The following is a 20,082-nucleotide window of genomic DNA, read 5'->3' as shown; positions in this document are numbered from 1 at the left end:
GCTCCGCCCGATGGATGACCAAGCACGAACGGCACGAATTCATTATTATCTTCCGCTGCCAGGCCGTCTCTCAAGCGGACCGCGCCAACGCCAAACATCGTCCAAGAGGATTCCGTCGCGTGAACCTGATCCTTGGCGCCATCATCGTCTTCGCCTCAGTCCTCGGTGGATTCAGCATGGCCGGCGGCCATATCGCCGCCCTCTGGCAACCATTCGAACTCGTCATCATTCTGGGCGCGGCCTTCGGTGGATTCATCATCGCCAATCCCATGAGCGTCGTCATCAAGTCGCTCAAATCCATCCCCATGCTGTTCACCGGGTCGAAGTACAAGAAGGCCGACTATATGGACGCCATGGGCTTCATGTACGCCCTGTTCTCGAAGGCGCGCAAGGAAGGACTGATGGGCATCGAGTCCGATATCGAAGAGCCGTCCAGCAGCCCCTTGTTCCAGAAGTATCCAAGGCTACTCAGCAATCATCATGCCTGCGAATTCATCTCGGACTACATGCGACTGGTCGTCAGCGGCAACATGAACCCCTTCGAGCTCGACAATCTCATGGAGGTCGAACTGGCGACCCATCATCACGATGCCGAGAAACCGGCGCAAGCGATCCAGCGAGTCGGCGACGGCCTGCCCGCCTTCGGGATCGTGGCGGCGGTGCTCGGCATCGTCCACACCATGGCCGCACTCGGTGGCCCCATGTCAGAACTCGGGAACCTGGTCGCCGCCGCCCTGGTCGGAACCCTCACCGGCATCCTCGTTGCCTATGGATTCGTCAGCCCGATCGCCAGCATGATGGAAGAATTCGCCACTCAGGAAACGAGCTTCCTCGCGTGCATCAAGGCCTGCATTCTCGCCAACGTTCAGGGCTACAGCCCGCAGGTGGCGGTCGAATTCGGCCGCAAGACCATGCCACCCGACCTCAGACCGAGCTTCAACGAACTTGAGCAGCAGCTACGCGGCACTTAGGGGATTTCTGCCAATCCGGCATGAGCTTTTCCGGCAATCGCCGTAACGGGAGCACCCCCGCGTGCCCATCGATACCAACAAGCAGCCCATCATCGTCAAAAAGGTCTTCAAGCATGCCGGCCACCACGGCGGCGCCTGGAAGATCGCCTTTGCCGATTTCGCCACCGCCATGATGGCCTTCTTCATGCTGCTGTGGATTCTGGGTTCCACCACAAAGGAACAGAAGGCCGCCATCTCGAAATATTTCAACAATCCCTCGGCCTTTGATGGCGTAGCCACCTCGCCCTCTCAGGCGGTCGGAGAGGGAACGGGCTCGAAACCCTCCATCATCGATTTCGAGGGCGCGGTCGATATGGGGCCGGAGAGCCAGTCCATGCAGACACCGGATCAGATCGACGAAATGGCCGAGGAGCTGGACCGAGAGCGACTGGAATCTCTACGCAAGGTGCTGGAGGAGGCGCTGAACAAGAGTCAGACCCTGGCCCCCTACAAGGACCAGCTATTGATCGACATCATGCCCGAAGGGTTGCGCATCCAGATCGTCGACAAGGAAAACCGAACCATGTTCGACCTCGGCAGCGCCCAACTGAAAGACTACACGAAGGAGATCCTCAAGGAACTCGGCTCCATCATCAATGAGGTGCCCAACCGCATCAGCATCACCGGCCATACGGACGCGCGCCCGCTCAGCGGCAACTACAGCAACTGGGAACTCTCCACCGAGCGGGCGAACGCCGCCCGCCGAGCGCTGATTGAGGGCGGCATGCGTGAGGACCGGGTCGCCCGGATCGTCGGCTTCGCCTCGACAGTCCCATTCGACAAGAACGACCCCAACAACCCAATCAATCGCCGCATCAGCATCATCGTCATGAACAAGAAGGCCGACGAAGCCATTCAGTCGGAACCGAGCACACCGATCCAAACGCTGATCGAGCATTGATCGCCTGCCACGCCCCCCCCCCGCCGAGCCTGAACCGACCTCCGCACCAGAAGTCGACATTTTGACATCCTGAATCGAAGCACGGCGTATCACCCCCGCCTCACCGGCCCTTCCACCGCTTGGCCTCGATCCTGCATCTACTCGCTCAAACGCCCCGGATCGCGTGGAGAGTCGCTGTCCCGCGCGCCATCAGCACCCGACTCAGACGGATGGAAGGTACAGCATGTTCGAATCGATCGCCTTCGGCATAGTCAACACACTCGAGCGCATGGACTCGACGACCGTCACCGGTCTGTTCACGCTGGTCATGGCCAGTCTCTTCGTCGCCGCACTCGCCGCCATCGCGCGACGGCGTGCCGTCGCCTTCTACCAGAGCACGCCGACGCTGCTGACCACCATCGGTATACTCGGCACCTTTCTGGGGATCGCCATCGGACTGCTGGACTTCGATTCCTCGCGCATCGAATACAGCATTCCGCTCCTGCTGAACGGCCTCAAGCTGGCCTTCACCACCAGCATCATCGGCATCCTGCTTTCGGCCTCTTTACGCCTCATCCTCTCGCTACGCCGCGATGATCGCGCCGCGAGTCAGCGGAACGCGTCTGAAAACTCGGAAACGGAGGTGCCAAATCAGCTGCTAGGCCTTCTTCAGCAGCAGAGCCAACTGGCCGAGGCACAGCTCATATCCAGCCAACAGGTCGTCGAGCGTATAGGACTGCTCGACGAACGACTCGTCGAAACCCTGGAGCGCCATCATCGCGAACAGCTCGCCGCATTCTCGGATTTCGCGACACAACTGAGCGAACTCGGATCACGGCAACTCATCGCCGCCCTCGAATCCGTGATCCACGACTTCAACGCCAACCTAGGCGAACAGTTCGGCGAGAATTTCCGCAGGCTCGACGGCGCGGTCGAGAAACTCCTGATCTGGCAGGATCAATACAAGGACCATATGGACGCGCTCGGACGCCAGCTAGATCGCGCCACCGAAGGCGTCGCCCAGTCAGAATCCAGCCTCCAGGCATTGACCCAGCAGGCCCGCCAGATCTCCAGCCACATGGCCGATCAGGAAAGCGCTATGCAGGGGCTGAGACGCGAGACCCTCGAGTTGGAAAGCGTGCTCGGCAGCATCGCCGACCTGCGCGAGCGCGCCCAGGAGGCATTCCCAGCCATCGACACGCGACTCAAAACGATGCTCGAAAGCATCGAGGGTGCCGTGCTCACCGCGCTGAACGCCCAACAACGGCTCAACCAGTTGTCTGGGGAGGCGCGCCATCACACTGAACCGCATCTTGATCTGGTCGGGAGGGCGCGGGCATGAAGATCGCAATCCCACGCCCTGCGGCGCAGCCCTCTACGATCGACGACGACAGCCACTGGCTGGTGGTGTCGGATCTGATGGCGACCCTGATGATGATTTTTCTCTTCCTGGCCGTGCTCCATATGGCCAAGGTCGAACGCATCCATTCGGTGGAGACCGAGGTTCGCACGACCGCCGCCGAATACAGGCACGCCATCTTCCAAGCCTTGGACGATGAATTCAGGGACGACCTGCAGCGCTGGAATGCCGAACTGGTGGAACCCACGCTCACGCTTAGGTTCCGCGAACCCGATGTGCTCTTCGATCGCAGCTCGTCAAGGATCAAGCCGGAATTCGAGGCGATCCTGCGCGACTTCCTCCCACGCTATGTCGCCGAGTTGACCCCCTTCAAGGGCGTCATCCGTGAGATTCGCATTGAGGGCCACACATCCAGCGAATGGAGCGCGGACAGCAGCCCCCTGGACGCCTATTTTTTGAACATGGAATTGAGCCAACAACGCACCCAGTCGGTCTTACGCTTCGCCTACGGACTCAATGGCGTGAGGGATCAGGACTGGTTCCGCACCCGCGTGGCAGCCGTCGGCATGTCATCTTCCCGCCCAGTCCGAGACGGCGAAGGACGAGAAGATCCCAAGGCATCGAGACGGGTCGAATTCAGCGTACTGACGAATTTCGAGGCGAAACTGCTCGAACCGGTCAGTTTGAGCGATAAGACGCCCGCATCGCCGACACCAGCAGCCGAACAGCGAGCGAAGAGACTTCAATAGAACGAACGCGTTCCACGAACGGGATGCCAACGGCCGTCAGCCGTCGTCAGAGAGCCTGGGATTGCGCAGCGCCTCAACGGCCAGAACCTGATACTGGGCCTCATTGAGCAGCTCCAAGATGAGGTCAGAGTCGATATCGAGCGACTTCAGCACTGCAGGCTCGGTCGGCGGCGCATCCTGCCAATCCCGGGAATCGAGTTCGGCCAGGTGCGAGGCCGAATTCGCTAGGTGCACGAAGCCGACCGGAACTCGAAACGCCTCCGGTGCCTGCAATGGGGCATGGTGGTAACCAAGGCAGGCGCACAACACGTCCGGAAGTCCCCACCGCTCGGCAAGCGCGGCGCCCAACTGAGCGTGATCGAAACCCAACTCTTCCCGCTCGGCCGCCTCCGGGCTCAACGCATCGGGATGCTCCAAGCTCCTCAGGAAGGCCGCATGCGCCTCTTCCGGGGCCTGCGAGAAAAGCACGAGCTGCCCCAGGTCATGCAGCAAACCGCCGAGAAAGACCGTCCCCACGAGATCGGGCGACTTACGCTCCGCCAGCAACCGCGCAATGACGGCGCAGTATGACGAGTGTCGCCAGAAAACCTCCAGCGGCAGCAAGCTCTGCATCGGCAGACGCTCGGACGCCTGTGTCACCGCCCCCGCGACGACCAACCGCCGCAGATGATCGCGCCCCAACAGCATGATGGCTCGGTCGACCGAATCCACCGTCCGTGCGGGCGCAAAGGCGGGACTATTGGCAAGACGAAGCACGATTGCGACAAGCGCGGGATCCTGCGCCAAAAGGGCGGCAATATCCGCCTGCCGGCTGTTCGCATCGTTCAGTAGTCGCAGTATCTCGCCCACCACTCGCGGAATGGCAAGCAGACGACCAGCCTTTCGAACGAGGCTATCGAGGGTCAGTGATGACACGCGCGCAGACTCCCACGACCAGAAAGATTCGAGGATCATCTCGGGACATGCGGTAGGACCGACATGCATCGAAAGACGTGCCTCAAGAATTAAACCCTAACCCATAGTTGAGCATGAATCTACGGATTCTAGAGAGAACGCCAAATAATTCAGTTCCCTTGCGCGACTCGGAAAGCGGATTCTTCGAGTCACGAGCCGATCGGATGCGGGACCCGCTATTAATCTGCATCTCCCAAAGTCTACAGATTGAACATCGACTTCAATGATTCCAACGTTTCCCCACTGTCAGCCAAGGCAGCGATCGGCTCGCCCGGCTCCGGAGGTGGAAGCCCCAAGGTTCTGAAAGCAGGCACTTCGGCCGCATCTGGATGCGGTCTGCCCTCGCTCTGCAGCATGGCCCATTTCGCAACGAGGCCAATACTCGCGTAATCGGGCTCCTCCGCCTCGTAACCCCAGTTTGACGACTCCTCAGCCACTTTCACCAGATCCTCGCCAAGTCCCCAGTAGTTGATGACCAAAACTCCGGTAATGCTCGACAACTTATAGACCAGCGACTCAATGAGATTCGGATCGGGATCGGCATCACGCATCTCGATGAACTGAATGATGGGGACCGCGCCGATTCCTGCAACCAGTCCAGCCAAAAGCGCACGCTCGCGGTGCTGGACCTTCAGCACATCGGAGATGAGATAACTGTAGGCCGAACAGAGAACGCCATCGGACCAGACCCGCGCCATAGCATCTCTGGTTGCCGTGTGTTTGGCCTTGAAGGCCTGACGCAAGGCCAGATTGGTCGTGAGCATCCGAGTGTTGCGGAACCCCAGCCGAAGGACGGCGTCCCGTACCGAAAGAATTTCCTTGGCCGCACGAAACAGCGGACTGTTGGTCGCATGCAGCAAGGCACCGGCAATGGTGCCATCGTGCTGGATGATTTCGGTGAGTTCGTCGATGCCAGCGTCGGGATCGGAGGTGAGCTCCTGGATCTTGAGCGCAACCTCGGGCCGCGCTGGCAATTCGAGACGATTGTCGGTGATGAGCTGATAGAGCTCGGCCAGAAAGGCCGCCTCGGTCGGATCCAAATCGATGTCGTCGACTTGCGTGCTGTTAGACAGCGCTGCCTCCAAGGCCGCCACGGGAATTCTAAGCAATTTGCAGGCCGTCTCCGTGATGACGCAGTCGCCCTCGTCCCGCGCCTCGGGAAACAAATCGATGGGGTCGCTCAGCCCGTGAAAACTCTGCAGGCGCTCGGTAACTCCGTCGTAAACCCGAACCATATTGCCATCGACCAGGAACAACCGATGCGCGCGAACATCGACGGAACGAATCCTCTTCTTGGGTCCAAGTTCACCGAACCAGCACTGCGCGCTCAGCGCATTCAGGGCCTCTTCGGCAAGATCCTGCGTGAGCTCGATCTGAGCCAGGAGCGACGGAACTTCGAATGTCTGCTGCATGAATCGATTCCTGGAAAGGCAAGGCAACTATCCCCCCCTAGTCTAGCAGGATCGACTTCCGAACCGCTGGAGCAAATCGCCACCATTTCACCCGGAACCAAAGGCATCAAGGCGCGTTGGACCACCTCTAGAAGCAGCGCAAACGCGGCATCCAAACGGGATCAGGCGATGTCGCTATATCCGAGAAGCACATCCGCTGTCTCGCCCGTCGAGCCATCCGAGCGGTGAAATTGCCCGACCTGCGCGACCGTGTCATAGAGATTCAGCGCCTTGCGGGTATTCTGATATCCGAGATCCAAGGCAGTCACATCCGCCTCCGCAAGCGTCTTGACGACCTGCTCGCCCTTCTCGTTGACCTGCGTGAGCCGCAATTCGGAGAATACCTTGTCCGACGCATCGATCACGCCATCGGCGTTGTCGTCGTATCGCGCCAACTCGGCGAACCCATGCGCGGCGCCGTTCTGATCGCCGAAGAGTTCGTGTCCGTCGTCGATACGGCCATTCCCATTGCGATCGAGCGCTAGGAACCAGCTACCACCAGTGGCGAAACTCGTCCGATCCTCCGAGCCATCCCCATCAAGGTCGAACCGAACGCCCGACTCGACCCCCGTAGTCGTGATGCCCTCCCCCGAAAGGTCCAGAACCAGGGGATCTCCCACCCGAACGCCAGTGAAGCCCCCGATACTGACATCCAGCCGAACCGACGCCTGCTGGAAACTCTCGGTTTGGATGGACCAGCCGCCCACCCCCGCATCGGTCGAGATCGTCAACCGATTCTGAGACTCGAATTCGCGCTCGAAGGTCAGCTCCACCGCATTGCGCAACTCGGCGTCCTTGGAAAGACGGAGTTCCGAAAATTGCTCTGCGGAAGAGGAAGACTCGGACGCTGCCGATGAGTGACGCAAAGATTCAGCCATCCTCGAACCATGGATCTTGGTTTCCAGCGCGAAGACCTTACGCAAAATCTGATAATCCGGATCCTGCTCCAAGCGGTTCTTAATCTCGGCACGCAGATCGCTTCCCTCGGGGGATCCCGTGCTTGCGACCGAGTTTCGTGAAGAAGCGGAAGAGGACTGCCCATTGATCAGATTCAGACTCGAGACCGAGCGTGACAGGCTCGCAAAGGAAAAATGTGAAACAGACGACATGGACATGATTGCACCTCGAATCGCGCCTGAACGCCAAACGCATCAGGCTACCGGTTTGTCGATGAATTGCACCGCGACGCCATCCGGAGCATGGCGCACGACGAGGGCATCGACCAATGGCGCTGGCTCCCCACCACCGAGCGGCCCAACGACCCTGACCTGAACACGGCTTCCCATGGGTGGCAAATCAACTCCCTCAAGCACGAGAAAAGCGCCTCCATTGCTGAGATCCTCGGTTCGAACAACAGCCGGTAGCTCGCCGCAACCATACAGCTCGACCTCGACTGCAAGCGGCAGCCGGGGATAAATACGTCGGTCCGACACAAGCCCCTCCAATGTGATGCGAATGCGGGCTAACGCATAGGGCGAGCGGCCACTCTGGCGCATCAACGCCAATCGATTCGCCATCCATGCGAGCCCATCGCAGACGTCTCTGACGCATGGCCATCAACCATCAAGCCTTGGATGCAGCAGATCCCCAAGGCTCCAGAAATCTGCGCCGCGAAGAAAGCCGGCTTCGATCGCACCGACCAACGCCAAGGGTCGCCCCTCGGAGTCCCGTTCCATCACCCAATCTTCCGGCAGGAAATCAATCAAATGAACTGTGGAAATAGAGCCGTCAGAAAACTGACACAGGCGCACCTCGCCACTGCCTTGATGACGGAAGGCAGGCATAAATCCGACGGACAGATTCGGGGTAAAGGCGAGACTTTGGACGCTCGGGATCGATTCGGGAGCCACTTCTGATCTAGCAGAGGCAAGCATCATGGCCAGTTCCTCATTGGAAGACATTCAAGGTAACGGCCAGCATGCTGAGAACTTGAGCGCGCGACTGAGCGCCCATTAGCGAACGCGATCGATCAGGCGAACTGGCTTAACCCGTCCCCTTGAGGCCCAGCGAAGAGCGCGGAGATACGCGCCTCAAGCCCCTTGCGCAAAGCATCCGGATCGGACGAATCCTCATCGGCGGACTTCGCCTGATCGCCGCCCCCCCATTCACCGTTTTGGATGCGGGATTCGGCGTCGGCTACCCGACCCTCCGCCACTTGATTCTGCTCCTCCAGACGCTCCTGCTGAAGGTCGCTCATCGCGTCGGCCTCCATGGCCCGAGCGGATGCGGCGACGCTCAGATCCTGCCCGGAAGGCTCGGCGGGCGCAAGTGCCGCGCGAATCAGTGTGCGAGCCTTCTGGAGATTCGCGGCCGCATCCGACGACATAGACGTATCGATGCCGACCTCACCGCCAATCGCATACTGCCGCCCATCCGGTCCGGTTTGAAAGCTGTAGCTCGCGGACCCCGTGACATAGGCGCCGCCCGCCGCAATATGGGCCTGTTCATGAGCCCGCACCTCGGAATCGCGTGCCTGTAGAAGCTGGACCTCCTGTAGCTCCTCCTCGGACAGATCCTGCACTGCCCGAGTCGAGTCGGAATCCTCCGAACCGGAACCCTCTGATCCCAAACTCTCCGAGCCCTGCCCCTCGGACAGCGCCCTCGCGCCGGATTCGGCTCCAACCGGAGCGAAGGTCGTCTCCGCAGACCCGATCGGCTCCTCCGAGCGCAAAGCATCCGCCCGCGCCGAATCCAGCCCTAAGGAGACTGGATGAAAGGCGGCATGAAGCGGCGCAATGACGGCGGAGCGAATTTCCACGAGTGCGTTCCTCGTTGTTCCCGCATGTCAGTATAGCCGAACGCAGCGATCAGTTTTTTCGAATTCGCTTACTATTACAGTGGCTTGCAAAGCGCATCACACGCAGAAAAGTCAGCCGAACGCCTATTCCCGAGATTCGAGCACCGAGCCGATGCTGCGAATCCAGGGACCGGACGAACGCGCGCCCTCGGGCAATTCCGACAACATTTGTTTAGCGGCCGAGCGGTTCGGAAAGCTGCCCACCACGGCGATCACGAAGGAACGCGTCTGCACATAGTGGGCTCCACTCAATTCATGGCGACGAACGAATTCACGCGCCGTTTTCAGATCCCGTGCAGCGACCAACTGGATCGTGAGACGACTGGGATCCTGGCGCCGCAGCCATGCCAGATCCTCATCGAGCGGGGTCAAGGGAGCCGCCGGCTCCGCAATCTCCTGGGGCGGCTCGGCGGCGTCCACTGAACCGTCCGGCACCTCGCTCCTCTCCGGACGACCCGATTCCGGCACGGGCATCTCGGATACAACCTCCTCGGCTGGCGATGCTGGGCCAGCGTCGGTTTCTTGAGACAGCCCCGTCCCACCCTCGCCTTCCGCTCCAGTGGACTGAGTGCCGTCGGTCGTCTCCGATTGAGGCGGCGGACTCGTCACGGCCGGAACCTTGTCCGGAGACGGCTCCGAGCTCCGCAAGAGCGGATCGACGCTTCGATCATCGAAGAGCTGGAAGGCGACGGGACCGACGATAGCCAAGAGTACAGCGGTAACGACGGCGGGAATGAACCAGCGCCGGTTCCAGTAAGGCTCCGATCGTGCGGAAGGCTCGGGGTGAGGAGCGATCGACGCTGTAGACTCGGATTCGACCGCAAGACGCTTCTGGGTCAATTCATGATTGCGGACGTGTCGCAAGACCTGCTCGAAGTCGGAGCTGTCGGCGCGACGGTCCTCCTGTCGCAGAAAATCCGACAACTGAGGGTCGCTCGGCTCGAACACATCTTCATCCAAGTCCAAGAGAGCTTCTGGGGGCAACAGCAAAGATTCAGACTCGGCATCAGAAGGCTCACCAGACCTCCGAGCTTCACGTTTAGGAGACGCGGCAGCGCCTGACTGAGTCACCAGACCGCCAAGCTTGCCGACAACCGACTGCTTGCCCCCACCGACGCTGCGACAGCGGCGCATCAACCAGACATTGGCGTTTTCGTTGAGCGCAGCGGGCATGCCCTTGCTGTTGGTTTGCAGCACTGCGATGTCACCCGAGGTGAGAAATGTCTCGGGATCGTCGATCCCCGCCACACGTAGCCGATGACGCAGATAGGCACCAGCCTGTTCGAGGTTGAAAGGCCGCAGATTGAGACGAACCACCTGATTCTCGTCCGCCGGATCGGTCAAAGGCAGCCGACCACGACTCAGCGCAAGATCGCCCACCAGGACGAGTCTCAATCCCTGCCCCTTGGCCTCGAGCATTTCGGAGCGCATCCGCAAAAGCTGTCGAATGCTCTCCATGCCCAGAAAATGGGCATCGTCGATCGCCAGTACCATGGAGTCTCCGGCACGACCTCGGTCGCGCAGCAGATCCGTCAGCGAGCGACTAGGATCGTCGAACCCACTGGCACGCAGGTGATTGCGGATGGTGAGATCCACGGCGTCGAACGGGATCTCCGGACGCCCCCTGAAGGCGATGAGATCGAAACGGTCGGCCAATGTGCCGAGCAGGCGCATCAGCTGGATGCTGCGCCCGGAACCGCTCGCACCCGCCAGGATCACAATCGCGCCGGGAGCGGTCATGGCACGACTTGCCGTCTCGATCAGACTTTCGAGAAGCGGATCGCTGTAGAGAAACTCCTCGCTCGGAGACGGATCGAACGGCGGTTGACGCAGCTTGAGTCGAGCCAGACACTCTGGATCCAAAGGCATGATTTAATTCGCAATTTAGGCGTGCAGAAATTCAATGTCGGCAGAATGCTACACGCCGCCCACAAGGCCATCAAGTCGGTCGCAACCGCGTGAAGCCGCTCCTACATCCATCAGCGAGTCACTATGAACGACATGAAACTCAATATGCAGGACATTGCCCGATCCGGCCACGTGACCCGCTGGCACTCGGTCCGTTGCGCGCGCAGCCAGACCCTCGCCGAGCACCATTATTTGGTCACCATGATCGCACGGGAACTCATGATTCGGATCTTAGGTGACGAACTCCCCGCCGAGACACGTCTCCAGGTGTTGGAATACGCACTCACCCATGATGCGCCTGAGCTACTGACAGGCGATCTGCCTTCCCCGCTCAAACGAAGAATCGCCGAAATCAGTGGTGCCAACGACCCCCTCACCCGCATCGAGCGCGAGATCGCCCCCGAGATCGCCGCGCGCAAATCCGCACTGGAGGGCTCCGCCCTGGCGTTCATCATCAAACTCGCCGACCTGATGGACGGCTGTCTCTTCATCCACGAGGAAGGTATCGGACGCCATGCCGCCTTGGTCGCGCAGAAATCGGAAGCGGCCCTGAGGCAGAAGACCGAAGAGGCCCAACAGACCTTTTCGCACCTGGATTGGTCGCCCGTAATGGAACTCTATTCACAGATGCGCGGAGAAATCGGCGCCGATAATCGCCTTCTCTTTGAACGAGCGCAACCGAAAGGATAATACGCGCGCTTCAATCTTGGCTGACCCATCGGATGAGTCCAGAATAGCTAGGATCGATCGCTGAAAAGCGCTCGCGGCCGAAAACCGACCCTAACGCAACCAATAGGGCCGAATAACGACCCAGCCGAACCGCTCGCGGCAATGACAACCAGGAAAACACATGAGACGTATCAACGACCTGCCCATATGGATGCGCCTGCTCGGTGCCATGTGGCTCATTCTGATACCAGCGTGGACCGCTCTAATCCTGTGGGCTGCCGATCAACAGCGCCAAACGGCGATCGATCAAGCCGAGGCATTCACCAGCACGCTTCACGAGATGACCCTCGCCGGTCTCACGACCATGATGATCACCGGCACCATCTCGCAACGCGCCGCCTTCCTCGACCAAATCATCGAACTCCGAAACGTCAAGGATCTACGCGTGCTTCGAGGCAAGAATGTCTCCATGCAGTTCGGTGAGGGCACCAGCCACGAGAAGCCCCGAGACGATATCGAGCGCAAGGTGCTGGAGACTGGAGAATCCTACCTGGAACTCACCGAAAACGGCAGCATTCTGCGCGCGGTGGCTCCTGCGTTCGCGCGTAAAAACTATCTCGGCAAGGACTGCACCTCCTGCCATGCCCTGCCCCCGCCCGACTCGGTGCTCGGGGCCGTCAGCATGGAGATCATCCTGGACGACGTGAACGCGGACGTCCGTATGTTCGCCATCAAGATCTTCAGCATGGCCGCCCTGCTGAGCCTTCCCGTACTGCTCGTGCTCTACTATTTCACCCAGCGTTTCGTCACCCGGCCACTGGACGAGATGACCCTCGGCCTGAAAGGTATCGCCTCGGGCGACGGCGACCTGGCCCGCCGGCTCTCGACGAAAGGGGATGACGAGATCGGGCGCGCCTGTCACGCGTTCAATGCGATGATGGACAACTTCCGGGATCTGATCCGGCGGATCCTCGACTCCACCGCCCAGCTTTCAACCGCAGCCGAGGACCTCGCGAACGTTACCGAGCGCACGAATGCTGGCGTGAGCCAACAACGGGGCGAGGTCGACCAGCTCGCCTCTGCGATGAACGAGATGAGCGCGACGGCCCAAGAGGTGGCCAAAAACGCCCAACACGGCTCGAAGGCCACCCATGCCGCTCAAGATGCGGCCAAGGCCGGCAAGGACGTGGTCAGCGGTACCATGAACCGCATCGAGCAGCTGGCCAACGAGGTTCAGAACGCGGCGGAGGTTATCCGCGAACTCGGACGCGACAGCGAAGAAATCGGCAAGGTTCTCGATGTCATCAGAGGCGTCGCGGAACAGACCAACCTGCTGGCTCTGAATGCAGCCATTGAGGCGGCCCGCGCGGGCGAAGCTGGACGCGGATTCGCAGTGGTTGCGGACGAGGTCCGCTCCTTGGCCAACCGAACCCAGACCTCGACCCAAGAGATCCATGCGATGATCGAGCGACTGCAGCAAGCAAGCCGCCGCGCGGTCTCCGTGATGGAGGACAGCCAGCAGCGCGCGGTCGAGAGCCGCGAGAGCTCGATCGAAGCGGAAAGTTCGCTCGACGCCATCACTATGGCGGTGACCACCATCAACGACGTCAACACCCAGGTCGCAAGCGCGGCCGAAGAGCAGAGCGCTGTGGCGGAAGAGATGAACCGCAACGTCTCCAGCATCATGGACGCAGCGGAAGGCAACGCCCAGTCGGCGCGACTGACGACAGAGGCATCGGAGCAATTGGCGCGACTCGCGGCGGATCTTCAGAACCTGGTTGGACACTTCAAGGTTTGACACGCGCGCAGTCGAGCGCCTGCGGAGCCTCGCAGGCGCTCGACTCACCGAACTACTGACGGCGTTCGGACCGGTCCCTGTAAAGCTGAGCGGAAGCGACCTGCTCGCCGCGACGACATCCTCGAATCATCAAGGGATGCATCAGAAAAAGTCAGCCGTGCCAGGTTTGCTATTGAGCTGCATCGCACGCTGTAGATAGCGACGTTCCAGGTCTTCAACCGACATCGACTGCGCCCGTGGAATACGACGCAGATAGACTGCATAGTCACCGCCATAGAAATGGATCTGGCGCCCATGATCGCCGCCCAGGTCCTGCGCGACCAGCGCAATCCCATCCTGATCCAAAAAGCGTCGAACGAAGTGCACATTCGCCGTTCCGATCGCCTCTCGACCCGGCGACGGTGGGGTGAGTGAGTCCAAGACGTTCCCGCCGCCGAAGGCCTTGGCGCGCAACCGACCCCGCCGAGCTCCCAAAGCAAGCATGCCGTTCACCAGCAATTCCATTGCCCACAGTCCATAGCGTCCGGCCTCCGAATCCAGCAAAGGCTGATCGACCGACCAAGAGCGCATCGGCAGCAGAAAATGATTCATCCCCATCACGTGCGCCTCCGAGTCGAACAGACAGACGGACACACAGGATCCGAGCAGCGTCGAGATCAGCATGGGCTCACGCGTCACATAGTATTCGCCCGGATACAGGAAACGCTTGTCAACGCGCGTTCCTTCGACTTTCAATCCGTCCGCGAACGAGCTCTGCATTTCCACATGAGGCCCCTCACTCACCTTGGACGTAAACGCGGGATGGATAGCTGAAGCAGGTGCGCCCCGGTGGTCAGGCCCTGCAGGGAGTCGATTAGCGGATGGAGACTGATCCGCCGATTCGGCGATACAACGACAGAATCGACCGAGATCCTCGGCCTTGGAGACGAACGAGGGTCCAGCAAACCGCACAGGCGGGACAATCAAGGATCGACATCCTGGCTCGTTCGAGCCGCCTCCTCGCCGAGACGACGCAGCGCCGCCAGTTCCTGGATGGAGAGAAGGTGGTCCATGCTCAGTATGACGACGAAGACATCGTCCACCCGCCCCATGGACTCGATGAAGTCGGTCCGGATCTCGGAGCCGAACTCGGGCGGAGGCCTGATGTCGGCGCGCGCGATATCCAGGATGCTGTTGACCTCGTCGACCAGCATACCGAGCACATGGCCGTCGCCCACCCCGGCCAGCACCTCGACCAAAACGATACAGCTGCGCTTGGTCAGAATCAGCGGACTGCGGCCAAGACGGGCACCCAGATCGACGACGGGGACCACGCTGCCGCGCAGGTTGATAACGCCCCGAATGTAGTCCGGGGTCATGGGGACGCGCGTCACCTGCGGAGTCTCGATGATCTCCTTGACCGCACTGATCGACATCGCAAAACGCTCGTCGAATACGGAAAAGGTCAGATACTGACACATCTCTTCCGCCCCATCCCGAGCTGCCTCGCCCCTTTTGTCGCTCACAACGAGTTCACCCATCGCCATCCTCCGCTCAGAAGCGCTCGAAATCTTTGTGCGTGAAATCGGCGAGATCGGCCGAGCTATTGGCGAAATCGTCGGCCCTGTGATTCGGGGTGTTGGCCAGGCGCGGCGTTGGACGCGCGACCGGTCGGGAATCAGAACCTTCCATGCGGAAGAAGGACATGATCTCTTGGAGTTGATTCGCCTGACCGCTCAACTCCTGCGAGGTCGCCGCCAACTCCTCCGATGAGGAGGCGTTTTGCTGGGTCGCCTTGTCGAGTTGCGTCATGGCCTCATTGATCTGGCCGATGCCAGCCGCCTGCTCTCCGGACGCGGCGGTGATCTCCTCGATCAGGTCGGCGGTTTTGACGATATTGGGCACCATCTGCTCCAGCAAAGAGCCGGCCTCCTCGGCGATGGTCACGCTGCCGGTCGCCAGCTTTTTGATCTCCTGCGCTGTCGCACCGCTGTTCTCGGCCAGCTTGCGAACCTCGGCTGCCACCACCGTGAAGCCCTTGCCATGTTCACCAGCACGCGCCGCCTCGATGGCCGCATTGAGCGCAAGCAGATTGGTCTTATAGGCGATGTCCTCGATCAGACCGATCTTGCTCGCGATCTCGCGCATCGCCGCAACGGTACGCTGAACCGCTTCGCCACCACGCCGAGCCTCCTCAGCCGAATGTTTGGCGATCCCATTGGTGACGCGGGCGTTCTCGGTGTTCTGCTGGACCGAGGCGTTCAGTTCCTCAATGCTCGCTGAGGTCTCCTCGACACTGGCCGCCTGTTGGGTCGCCCCCTGGCTCAAGGACTGCGCCGTCGCGCTGACCTCGGTCGAGGCCGAAGACAGATTATCCGATCCGCTTCGCACCTCTCCGACGACCTGACGCAAATGTTCGACCATCAGGGACATATCCCGATAGACACCGCAGATCCCGGTCTGATCGAAATCGACGGCCAGGTTCCCACCCGCGATCTGACGGGTAACCTCCGCAATCACCGCAGGATCCTTACCCAACTGACCCATCACGACGCGAACGATCCACCAGGCGATCAGAACGCCCATCAACAGGGCCAGCGCGGACAAGATCGCGATCACCACCACCGCGCGATCGTTGGCCGCCTGAAGCTTCGACCCGAGGGCGTCTTGCTCCTCTCTATAAGAGGCTTTGACCTTGTCGATATCCTCAGCAAATTTTGGTCCAAGCGTATTGAGCGTTCCCAAAATGATCTGATCGCGGTCATGGACGAGGCCCACCAGTTGACCGAAGGCCGTAGAGTAGTCGTCCTTAAAACGCATGATCTCTGCCAGCAGGACACGACGCGAAGGATCTTGAAGATCAGCGTCCAATGTTTCCATCTGCTTGACGAACGCATCCCACTCCCGATTCGCCGTATCAGCATCGTCCTGCGCCCCAGTCGCGATGAAACCACGGACATTGAGCCGAGCGAGCAGTAGATAGCGGAGGCCGCGAGCGGCGGACAAAACGGCATCCGTGTCACCGGATTCGTTCGCACTCTCAAGCATACGGTTCAGGCGCTGCTCGATCTGCGCCCCCACGACGATCAACACCTCATGTTCGATACGGTCGCTTTCCTGGGTTTTAGAGACCATGGCGTCGAAAGACTGGGAGTAGGTCTCGATATCCGTCAAAGACTGCGCCAACCTCGCCTTGCGCTCGGGATTCTGAACCAGTCCTGACATCTCATTGAGCATCGCCTTGGTCGATTCGACATAACGCCTGAAGTCAGCGACGCTTTCAGCGCTATGCGTATGAATGAAGTCCTTCACCTCAAACCGCGCCAGCAGCATAACCGCCTGCATCTCACCCATTCGGCTGGAGCGGATCGCCTTTCCACGGTACTCGGAGAGTCCGACCGAGGCACGATCGATCGTCAAGAAAGAAAGCCCCCCCACCACAACCAATAGCACCAGCACGGTACTGAAACCAAGAGCGAGCCTCTTGGCCATGGTCATCGAACTCAACATGGAACTCTCCTTATCGACTCAGGTATCCAGAGAAATCGCGCGCAACGACCCCGAACTCCGACTTTCCGGACAGCGCCGCCATCTAATGTGTCGTCAACATCGCATTCGTACTCGGACGCCCTACCTGACCGACTGCCGCCAGCTCGGCGACATCCAGAATCAAGGCAATCTCGCCCGTCCCCAGAATGGTCGCGCCAGCGACCCCGCGAAGACGCTCGAACAGCTTCCCGAGCGGTTTGATCACAGTCTGTAGCTCACCGAGCAGGCCGTCGACGACCAGCCCCATCCGGTGACGGCCGAAGCGCACCACCACCAGGCTCTCGCGCTGATCGACGCCCCTGTTTTCACGGCTCTCGAACAGCTCGGTCAGGCGAATGAAAGGCAACACCTCGCCTCGCAGGTTGATGTAATGCTGACCGTTGCCATGGCGCCCGAGCGTGCTCTCGACGTTCATCTCGACACATTCGACCACCTGTGAAAGCGGGATGATGAATTTGTCCCCCCCAGCGGCGACGAGGAACCCCTCGATGATCGCAAGTGTCAGCGGCAAGATGATGGTGATCTTGGTACCGACCCCAAGCGTGCTCTCCAGCTCGACCGAACCGCGCAACTCCTCGATATTTCGCCGAACCACGTCCATCCCAACGCCGCGCCCCGAAAGATTGGTCGCCTGTTCCTTGGTGGAGAGACCGGGCGCAAAGATGAGACGAAGGAGCTCCTCCTCGCTCAGGCTGTCTTCCTGCTTGACCAGCCCCTGCGCCTCCGCCTTGGCGCGGATGCGCGCGGAATCCAACCCCGCGCCATCGTCGGCGATCTCGATGACGATGTGACCGGAATCATGGAAGGCATTGATATTGAGGGTCCCACCCGGAGATTTGCCCGCAGCCTGTCGGACATCGGGCGTCTCGATGCCATGATCGACGGCATTGCGAATAAGATGGGTCAGCGGATCGATCATGCGCTCGATAACGGTCTTGTCCAACTCGGTTTCGCCACCAGTGATGACCAGATCGATGTGCTTGCCGAGTTCCTGGCAGGCATCCCGCACCACCCGGCGAAAACGCGACAGACACTCCTCGATCGGAACCATCCGCAGCTGAAGCGCGTTATCGCGAATTTCGGACACCAGATAATCGACGCCATCGACCACCTCGCTCGCGTCGTCGATTCCCGCCCGATTGACGATGACGCGAATGGCCGCGCTGCTGGTGACCAATTCGCCCACCAGATCGATCAGATGACCGAGACGCCGCGCATCCACCCGAATGAAATGGCTCTCCTCCTGGCGTCGGACACGCACCGCCTCCTGGGTCTTGGCGGCCTGCTCGACCACGTTGGGCTTGATCGATCCCTGCGCCACCAGGATCTCGCCGAGACGACGCCGTATCTCGGAGCCAGACGACTGCAATCCAGTCTCCGCCTCCTGCGTCATGAGCGCGCGTTCGAGTTCGCGGCGCGTCAAGGCACCGACATGAACGAGCAGCTCGCCGATCGTCCCTACCTGATCCTCATGCACCGCCCCAAGCAGATCGAGATATTTGGCCTGTTCCGATTCGGGCTCCAGAATGCGGATCTCGCAATCCTGCTCGGCAAATTCAAAGACCCCCGCGATGGTCGCCTTGTCCGTATCGCTGCGGAACGCGATTCCGAAACACAGGTAGCAGCTCTCGGGATCGAACGCGTCTGGCCGCTCGGGATCCAGTCGCAACAGGGTCGAAACGTGAACGAGATCCCCCAAGGACCCGAGATAACGCAGAAAGGACAGCGGATCCATGCCGTTGCGAAAGGCGTCCGAACCGAATTCAAGCGTGATCATCCAGGTATCGCTCGAAACCGGCAGGAACTTGCCGATCAAGCGGTCCGCAGACCTCGACTCAACAGATTCCGTCGGCGCGGCAGGCTGACCCAATCGCTGGAGAAGCGCGTCGCCCGCCTCACGCAGCCCCTCGTCGAGCGCAACCGCCCCATCACCCTCCGGGCCCGCCTCGGCGACGAACGCCACCAGGCGTTCCGTATGATCGCGACACTCGACGAGGGTGGCGATGAGAGGATTGGTCAAGGGCCGCAGCCCCGACCGAACCTGATCCATGAGCGTCTCGACCGTATGCGTGAAGTCCACCACCGCGTTGTAGCCAAAAACGCCGGCCGTTCCCTTGATGGTATGCATCGCCCTGAAGACCTCATTGAGCGACTCCGCGTCCTGCGGGTTGTCTTCCAAGGCGAGTAAGGCATCCTCCATCGACTGCAGCAGCTCGGCGACCTCTTCGATGAAGGCTTGGCGGGCATTATCGAGGTTCATGAGACTCCTGCTCCGACTGAAAGGCATCGATACCGAAGGCGGGCCCTAAATGCAGCAGGGCGATGGCCTCATCCACGACCTGACTGCGAGCGACCAACGTCAGACTCTTGCCTTCGCGCTCGGCCAGTTGCACGATCCAGAGCAGACATTGCAAACCGGCACAATCGATTTCGGAGACGGCGGAGAGATCGAGTGCGCACCGATCATGCGCCACCATGCAGTCCCGCAGCTTGGCGTATGACTCCGCCGCCGTATAGATGGTCAGCTCCCCCTCAAAGGCAAGCCTAGATGCGTCTTCCGAAGACTCACGAGGCGGATTCATCGATCGAACCTCCCTGTCTCAGGGCAGAACCAGCTTGGATACGGCCTCAAGCAATGTCGGTGGCTGAAAGGGTTTGACCAACCATGCCTTGGCGCCAGCCGCCCGAGCGGCCTCTTTCTTCTCGGGCTGGGTCTCGGTCGTCAGCATCATGATCGGGGTGAAGCGATAACTCGGCTGCTTCTTCAGCTCCTGGACCAGGGTAATCCCATCCATGTTGGGCATGTTGACGTCGCTGATGATCAGGTGCACCTTTTGGCCCGCAAGTTTGGCCAGCGCATCCCGGCCATCACTCGCCTCGATCACGTCGTATCCCGCCCCTCTCAGGGCGATCGCGACGACGCTTCGCAGCGACGCCGAGTCATCAACCATCAGGATGGTCTTCGCCATAAGGCTCTC

The 20,082-nt window shown here is 60.3% G+C and carries 19 protein-coding genes; 6 read left to right on the top strand and 13 right to left on the bottom strand.

What is annotated here, in order from left to right; all coding sequences use genetic code 11:
* Positions 1 to 119 precede the first annotated feature (119 nt).
* From motA to ACFSJC_RS13870, 4 genes are all read left to right on the top strand, one after another.
* Entirely contained in the window at positions 120 to 971 is an 852-nt protein-coding gene (motA, locus tag ACFSJC_RS13885) for a flagellar motor stator protein MotA (RefSeq protein ID WP_386027566.1), read from the top strand.
* Positions 972 to 1,032: 61 nt separating this feature from the next.
* Positions 1,033 to 1,911 carry a flagellar motor protein MotB gene (motB, locus tag ACFSJC_RS13880; RefSeq protein WP_386027565.1) on the top strand — a complete coding sequence of 293 codons (879 nt, stop codon included), beginning with the start codon at positions 1,033 to 1,035 and terminating at the stop codon, positions 1,909 to 1,911.
* Positions 1,912 to 2,134: 223 nt separating this feature from the next.
* A complete protein-coding gene (locus ACFSJC_RS13875) occupies positions 2,135 to 3,232 on the top strand; it encodes a hypothetical protein (RefSeq protein WP_386027563.1) in 1,098 nt (365 codons plus the stop codon).
* Positions 3,229 to 3,999, top strand: coding sequence for an OmpA/MotB family protein (locus ACFSJC_RS13870; protein ID WP_386027562.1), 771 nt, complete (start codon positions 3,229 to 3,231; stop codon positions 3,997 to 3,999). The genes ACFSJC_RS13875 and ACFSJC_RS13870 overlap by 4 nt, the downstream gene beginning before the upstream one ends.
* 36 nt (positions 4,000 to 4,035) lie before the next feature.
* Here ACFSJC_RS13870 and ACFSJC_RS13865 read toward each other — a convergent pair whose 3' ends face one another.
* The 7 genes from ACFSJC_RS13865 to ACFSJC_RS13835 all read right to left on the bottom strand — a co-directional run bounded on the left by ACFSJC_RS13865 (position 4,036) and on the right by ACFSJC_RS13835 (position 11,070).
* Entirely contained in the window at positions 4,036 to 4,953 is a 918-nt protein-coding gene (locus ACFSJC_RS13865) for an HDOD domain-containing protein (protein WP_386027561.1), read from the bottom strand.
* 200 nt (positions 4,954 to 5,153) lie between these two features.
* Entirely contained in the window at positions 5,154 to 6,365 is a 1,212-nt protein-coding gene (locus ACFSJC_RS13860) for an HDOD domain-containing protein (RefSeq protein ID WP_386027560.1), read from the bottom strand.
* A gap of 161 nt (positions 6,366 to 6,526) precedes the next feature.
* Entirely contained in the window at positions 6,527 to 7,282 is a 756-nt protein-coding gene (locus ACFSJC_RS13855) for a hypothetical protein (RefSeq protein WP_386027559.1), read from the bottom strand.
* Positions 7,283 to 7,555: 273 nt separating this feature from the next.
* On the bottom strand, positions 7,556 to 7,921 hold the full coding sequence (locus ACFSJC_RS13850) for a PilZ domain-containing protein (protein ID WP_386027558.1): 366 nt from the start codon (positions 7,919 to 7,921) through the stop codon (positions 7,556 to 7,558).
* 39 nt (positions 7,922 to 7,960) lie between these two features.
* The gene (locus tag ACFSJC_RS13845) at positions 7,961 to 8,305 is read right to left on the bottom strand and encodes a hypothetical protein (RefSeq protein ID WP_386027557.1); all 345 of its coding nucleotides are present in this window, start codon (positions 8,303 to 8,305) and stop codon (positions 7,961 to 7,963) included.
* A 68-nt stretch (positions 8,306 to 8,373) separates the two neighbouring features.
* On the bottom strand, positions 8,374 to 9,162 hold the full coding sequence (locus ACFSJC_RS13840; RefSeq protein ID WP_386027556.1) for a putative metalloprotease CJM1_0395 family protein: 789 nt from the start codon (positions 9,160 to 9,162) through the stop codon (positions 8,374 to 8,376).
* Positions 9,163 to 9,285: 123 nt separating this feature from the next.
* Entirely contained in the window at positions 9,286 to 11,070 is a 1,785-nt protein-coding gene (locus ACFSJC_RS13835; protein ID WP_386027555.1) for an AAA family ATPase, read from the bottom strand.
* A gap of 123 nt (positions 11,071 to 11,193) precedes the next feature.
* On the opposite strand from ACFSJC_RS13835, the gene ACFSJC_RS13830 reads away from it, so the two are divergent.
* Both ACFSJC_RS13830 and ACFSJC_RS13825 read left to right on the top strand, forming a co-directional pair.
* Positions 11,194 to 11,799, top strand: coding sequence for a YfbR-like 5'-deoxynucleotidase (locus ACFSJC_RS13830; protein WP_386027554.1), 606 nt, complete (start codon positions 11,194 to 11,196; stop codon positions 11,797 to 11,799).
* A 160-nt stretch (positions 11,800 to 11,959) separates the two neighbouring features.
* The gene (locus tag ACFSJC_RS13825; RefSeq protein ID WP_386027553.1) at positions 11,960 to 13,576 is read left to right on the top strand and encodes a methyl-accepting chemotaxis protein; all 1,617 of its coding nucleotides are present in this window, start codon (positions 11,960 to 11,962) and stop codon (positions 13,574 to 13,576) included.
* Positions 13,577 to 13,717: 141 nt separating this feature from the next.
* Here ACFSJC_RS13825 and ACFSJC_RS13820 read toward each other — a convergent pair whose 3' ends face one another.
* The 6 genes from ACFSJC_RS13820 to ACFSJC_RS13795 form a co-directional block, all read right to left on the bottom strand.
* Complete coding sequence (locus ACFSJC_RS13820; protein ID WP_386027551.1) at positions 13,718 to 14,335, bottom strand: chemotaxis protein CheD; 618 nt, start codon at positions 14,333 to 14,335, stop codon at positions 13,718 to 13,720.
* Positions 14,336 to 14,538: 203 nt separating this feature from the next.
* Complete coding sequence (locus ACFSJC_RS13815) at positions 14,539 to 15,096, bottom strand: chemotaxis protein CheW (RefSeq protein ID WP_386027550.1); 558 nt, start codon at positions 15,094 to 15,096, stop codon at positions 14,539 to 14,541.
* A 13-nt stretch (positions 15,097 to 15,109) separates the two neighbouring features.
* Positions 15,110 to 17,065: a methyl-accepting chemotaxis protein gene (locus ACFSJC_RS13810; RefSeq protein WP_386027548.1), complete on the bottom strand. Its 1,956-nt coding sequence runs from the start codon at positions 17,063 to 17,065 to the stop codon at positions 15,110 to 15,112.
* A gap of 82 nt (positions 17,066 to 17,147) precedes the next feature.
* The gene (locus ACFSJC_RS13805; RefSeq protein ID WP_386027547.1) at positions 17,148 to 19,364 is read right to left on the bottom strand and encodes a chemotaxis protein CheA; all 2,217 of its coding nucleotides are present in this window, start codon (positions 19,362 to 19,364) and stop codon (positions 17,148 to 17,150) included.
* Positions 19,351 to 19,686, bottom strand: coding sequence for an STAS domain-containing protein (locus ACFSJC_RS13800; protein WP_386027545.1), 336 nt, complete (start codon positions 19,684 to 19,686; stop codon positions 19,351 to 19,353). The genes ACFSJC_RS13805 and ACFSJC_RS13800 overlap by 14 nt, the downstream gene beginning before the upstream one ends.
* Positions 19,687 to 19,704: 18 nt before the next feature.
* Positions 19,705 to 20,073 (bottom strand): response regulator, encoded by a 369-nt coding sequence (locus ACFSJC_RS13795; RefSeq protein WP_386027544.1) that lies wholly within the window; start codon positions 20,071 to 20,073, stop codon positions 19,705 to 19,707.
* Positions 20,074 to 20,082 lie beyond the last annotated feature (9 nt).

It is taken from the genome of Thiorhodococcus fuscus, assembly GCF_042682685.1.
GTDB lineage: Bacteria > Pseudomonadota > Gammaproteobacteria > Chromatiales > Chromatiaceae > Imhoffiella > Imhoffiella fuscus.
The sequence above is the reverse complement of the archived record's forward strand: the minus strand, read 5'-3'. Positions and strand labels throughout refer to the sequence as shown.

Excerpts from the sequence above, each read along its gene's own strand:
- ACFSJC_RS13865 (WP_386027561.1), bottom strand. The coding sequence starts at position 4,953 with ATGATCCTCGAATCTTTCTGGTCGTGGGAGTCTGCGCGCGTGTCATCA.
- ACFSJC_RS13800 (WP_386027545.1), bottom strand. The coding sequence starts at position 19,686 with ATGAATCCGCCTCGTGAGTCTTCGGAAGACGCATCTAGGCTTGCCTTT.
- ACFSJC_RS13805 (WP_386027547.1), bottom strand. The coding sequence starts at position 19,364 with ATGAACCTCGATAATGCCCGCCAAGCCTTCATCGAAGAGGTCGCCGAG.
- ACFSJC_RS13855 (WP_386027559.1), bottom strand. The coding sequence starts at position 7,282 with ATGGCTGAATCTTTGCGTCACTCATCGGCAGCGTCCGAGTCTTCCTCT.
- ACFSJC_RS13845 (WP_386027557.1), bottom strand. The coding sequence starts at position 8,305 with ATGTCTTCCAATGAGGAACTGGCCATGATGCTTGCCTCTGCTAGATCA.
- ACFSJC_RS13850 (WP_386027558.1), bottom strand. The coding sequence starts at position 7,921 with ATGGCGAATCGATTGGCGTTGATGCGCCAGAGTGGCCGCTCGCCCTAT.
- ACFSJC_RS13835 (WP_386027555.1), bottom strand. The coding sequence starts at position 11,070 with ATGCCTTTGGATCCAGAGTGTCTGGCTCGACTCAAGCTGCGTCAACCG.
- ACFSJC_RS13815 (WP_386027550.1), bottom strand. The coding sequence starts at position 15,096 with ATGGGTGAACTCGTTGTGAGCGACAAAAGGGGCGAGGCAGCTCGGGAT.
- ACFSJC_RS13870 (WP_386027562.1), top strand. The coding sequence starts at position 3,229 with ATGAAGATCGCAATCCCACGCCCTGCGGCGCAGCCCTCTACGATCGAC.
- ACFSJC_RS13860 (WP_386027560.1), bottom strand. The coding sequence starts at position 6,365 with ATGCAGCAGACATTCGAAGTTCCGTCGCTCCTGGCTCAGATCGAGCTC.
- ACFSJC_RS13820 (WP_386027551.1), bottom strand. The coding sequence starts at position 14,335 with ATGCAGAGCTCGTTCGCGGACGGATTGAAAGTCGAAGGAACGCGCGTT.
- ACFSJC_RS13875 (WP_386027563.1), top strand. The coding sequence starts at position 2,135 with ATGTTCGAATCGATCGCCTTCGGCATAGTCAACACACTCGAGCGCATG.
- ACFSJC_RS13795 (WP_386027544.1), bottom strand. The coding sequence starts at position 20,073 with ATGGCGAAGACCATCCTGATGGTTGATGACTCGGCGTCGCTGCGAAGC.
- ACFSJC_RS13830 (WP_386027554.1), top strand. The coding sequence starts at position 11,194 with ATGAACGACATGAAACTCAATATGCAGGACATTGCCCGATCCGGCCAC.
- ACFSJC_RS13810 (WP_386027548.1), bottom strand. The coding sequence starts at position 17,065 with ATGTTGAGTTCGATGACCATGGCCAAGAGGCTCGCTCTTGGTTTCAGT.
- ACFSJC_RS13825 (WP_386027553.1), top strand. The coding sequence starts at position 11,960 with ATGAGACGTATCAACGACCTGCCCATATGGATGCGCCTGCTCGGTGCC.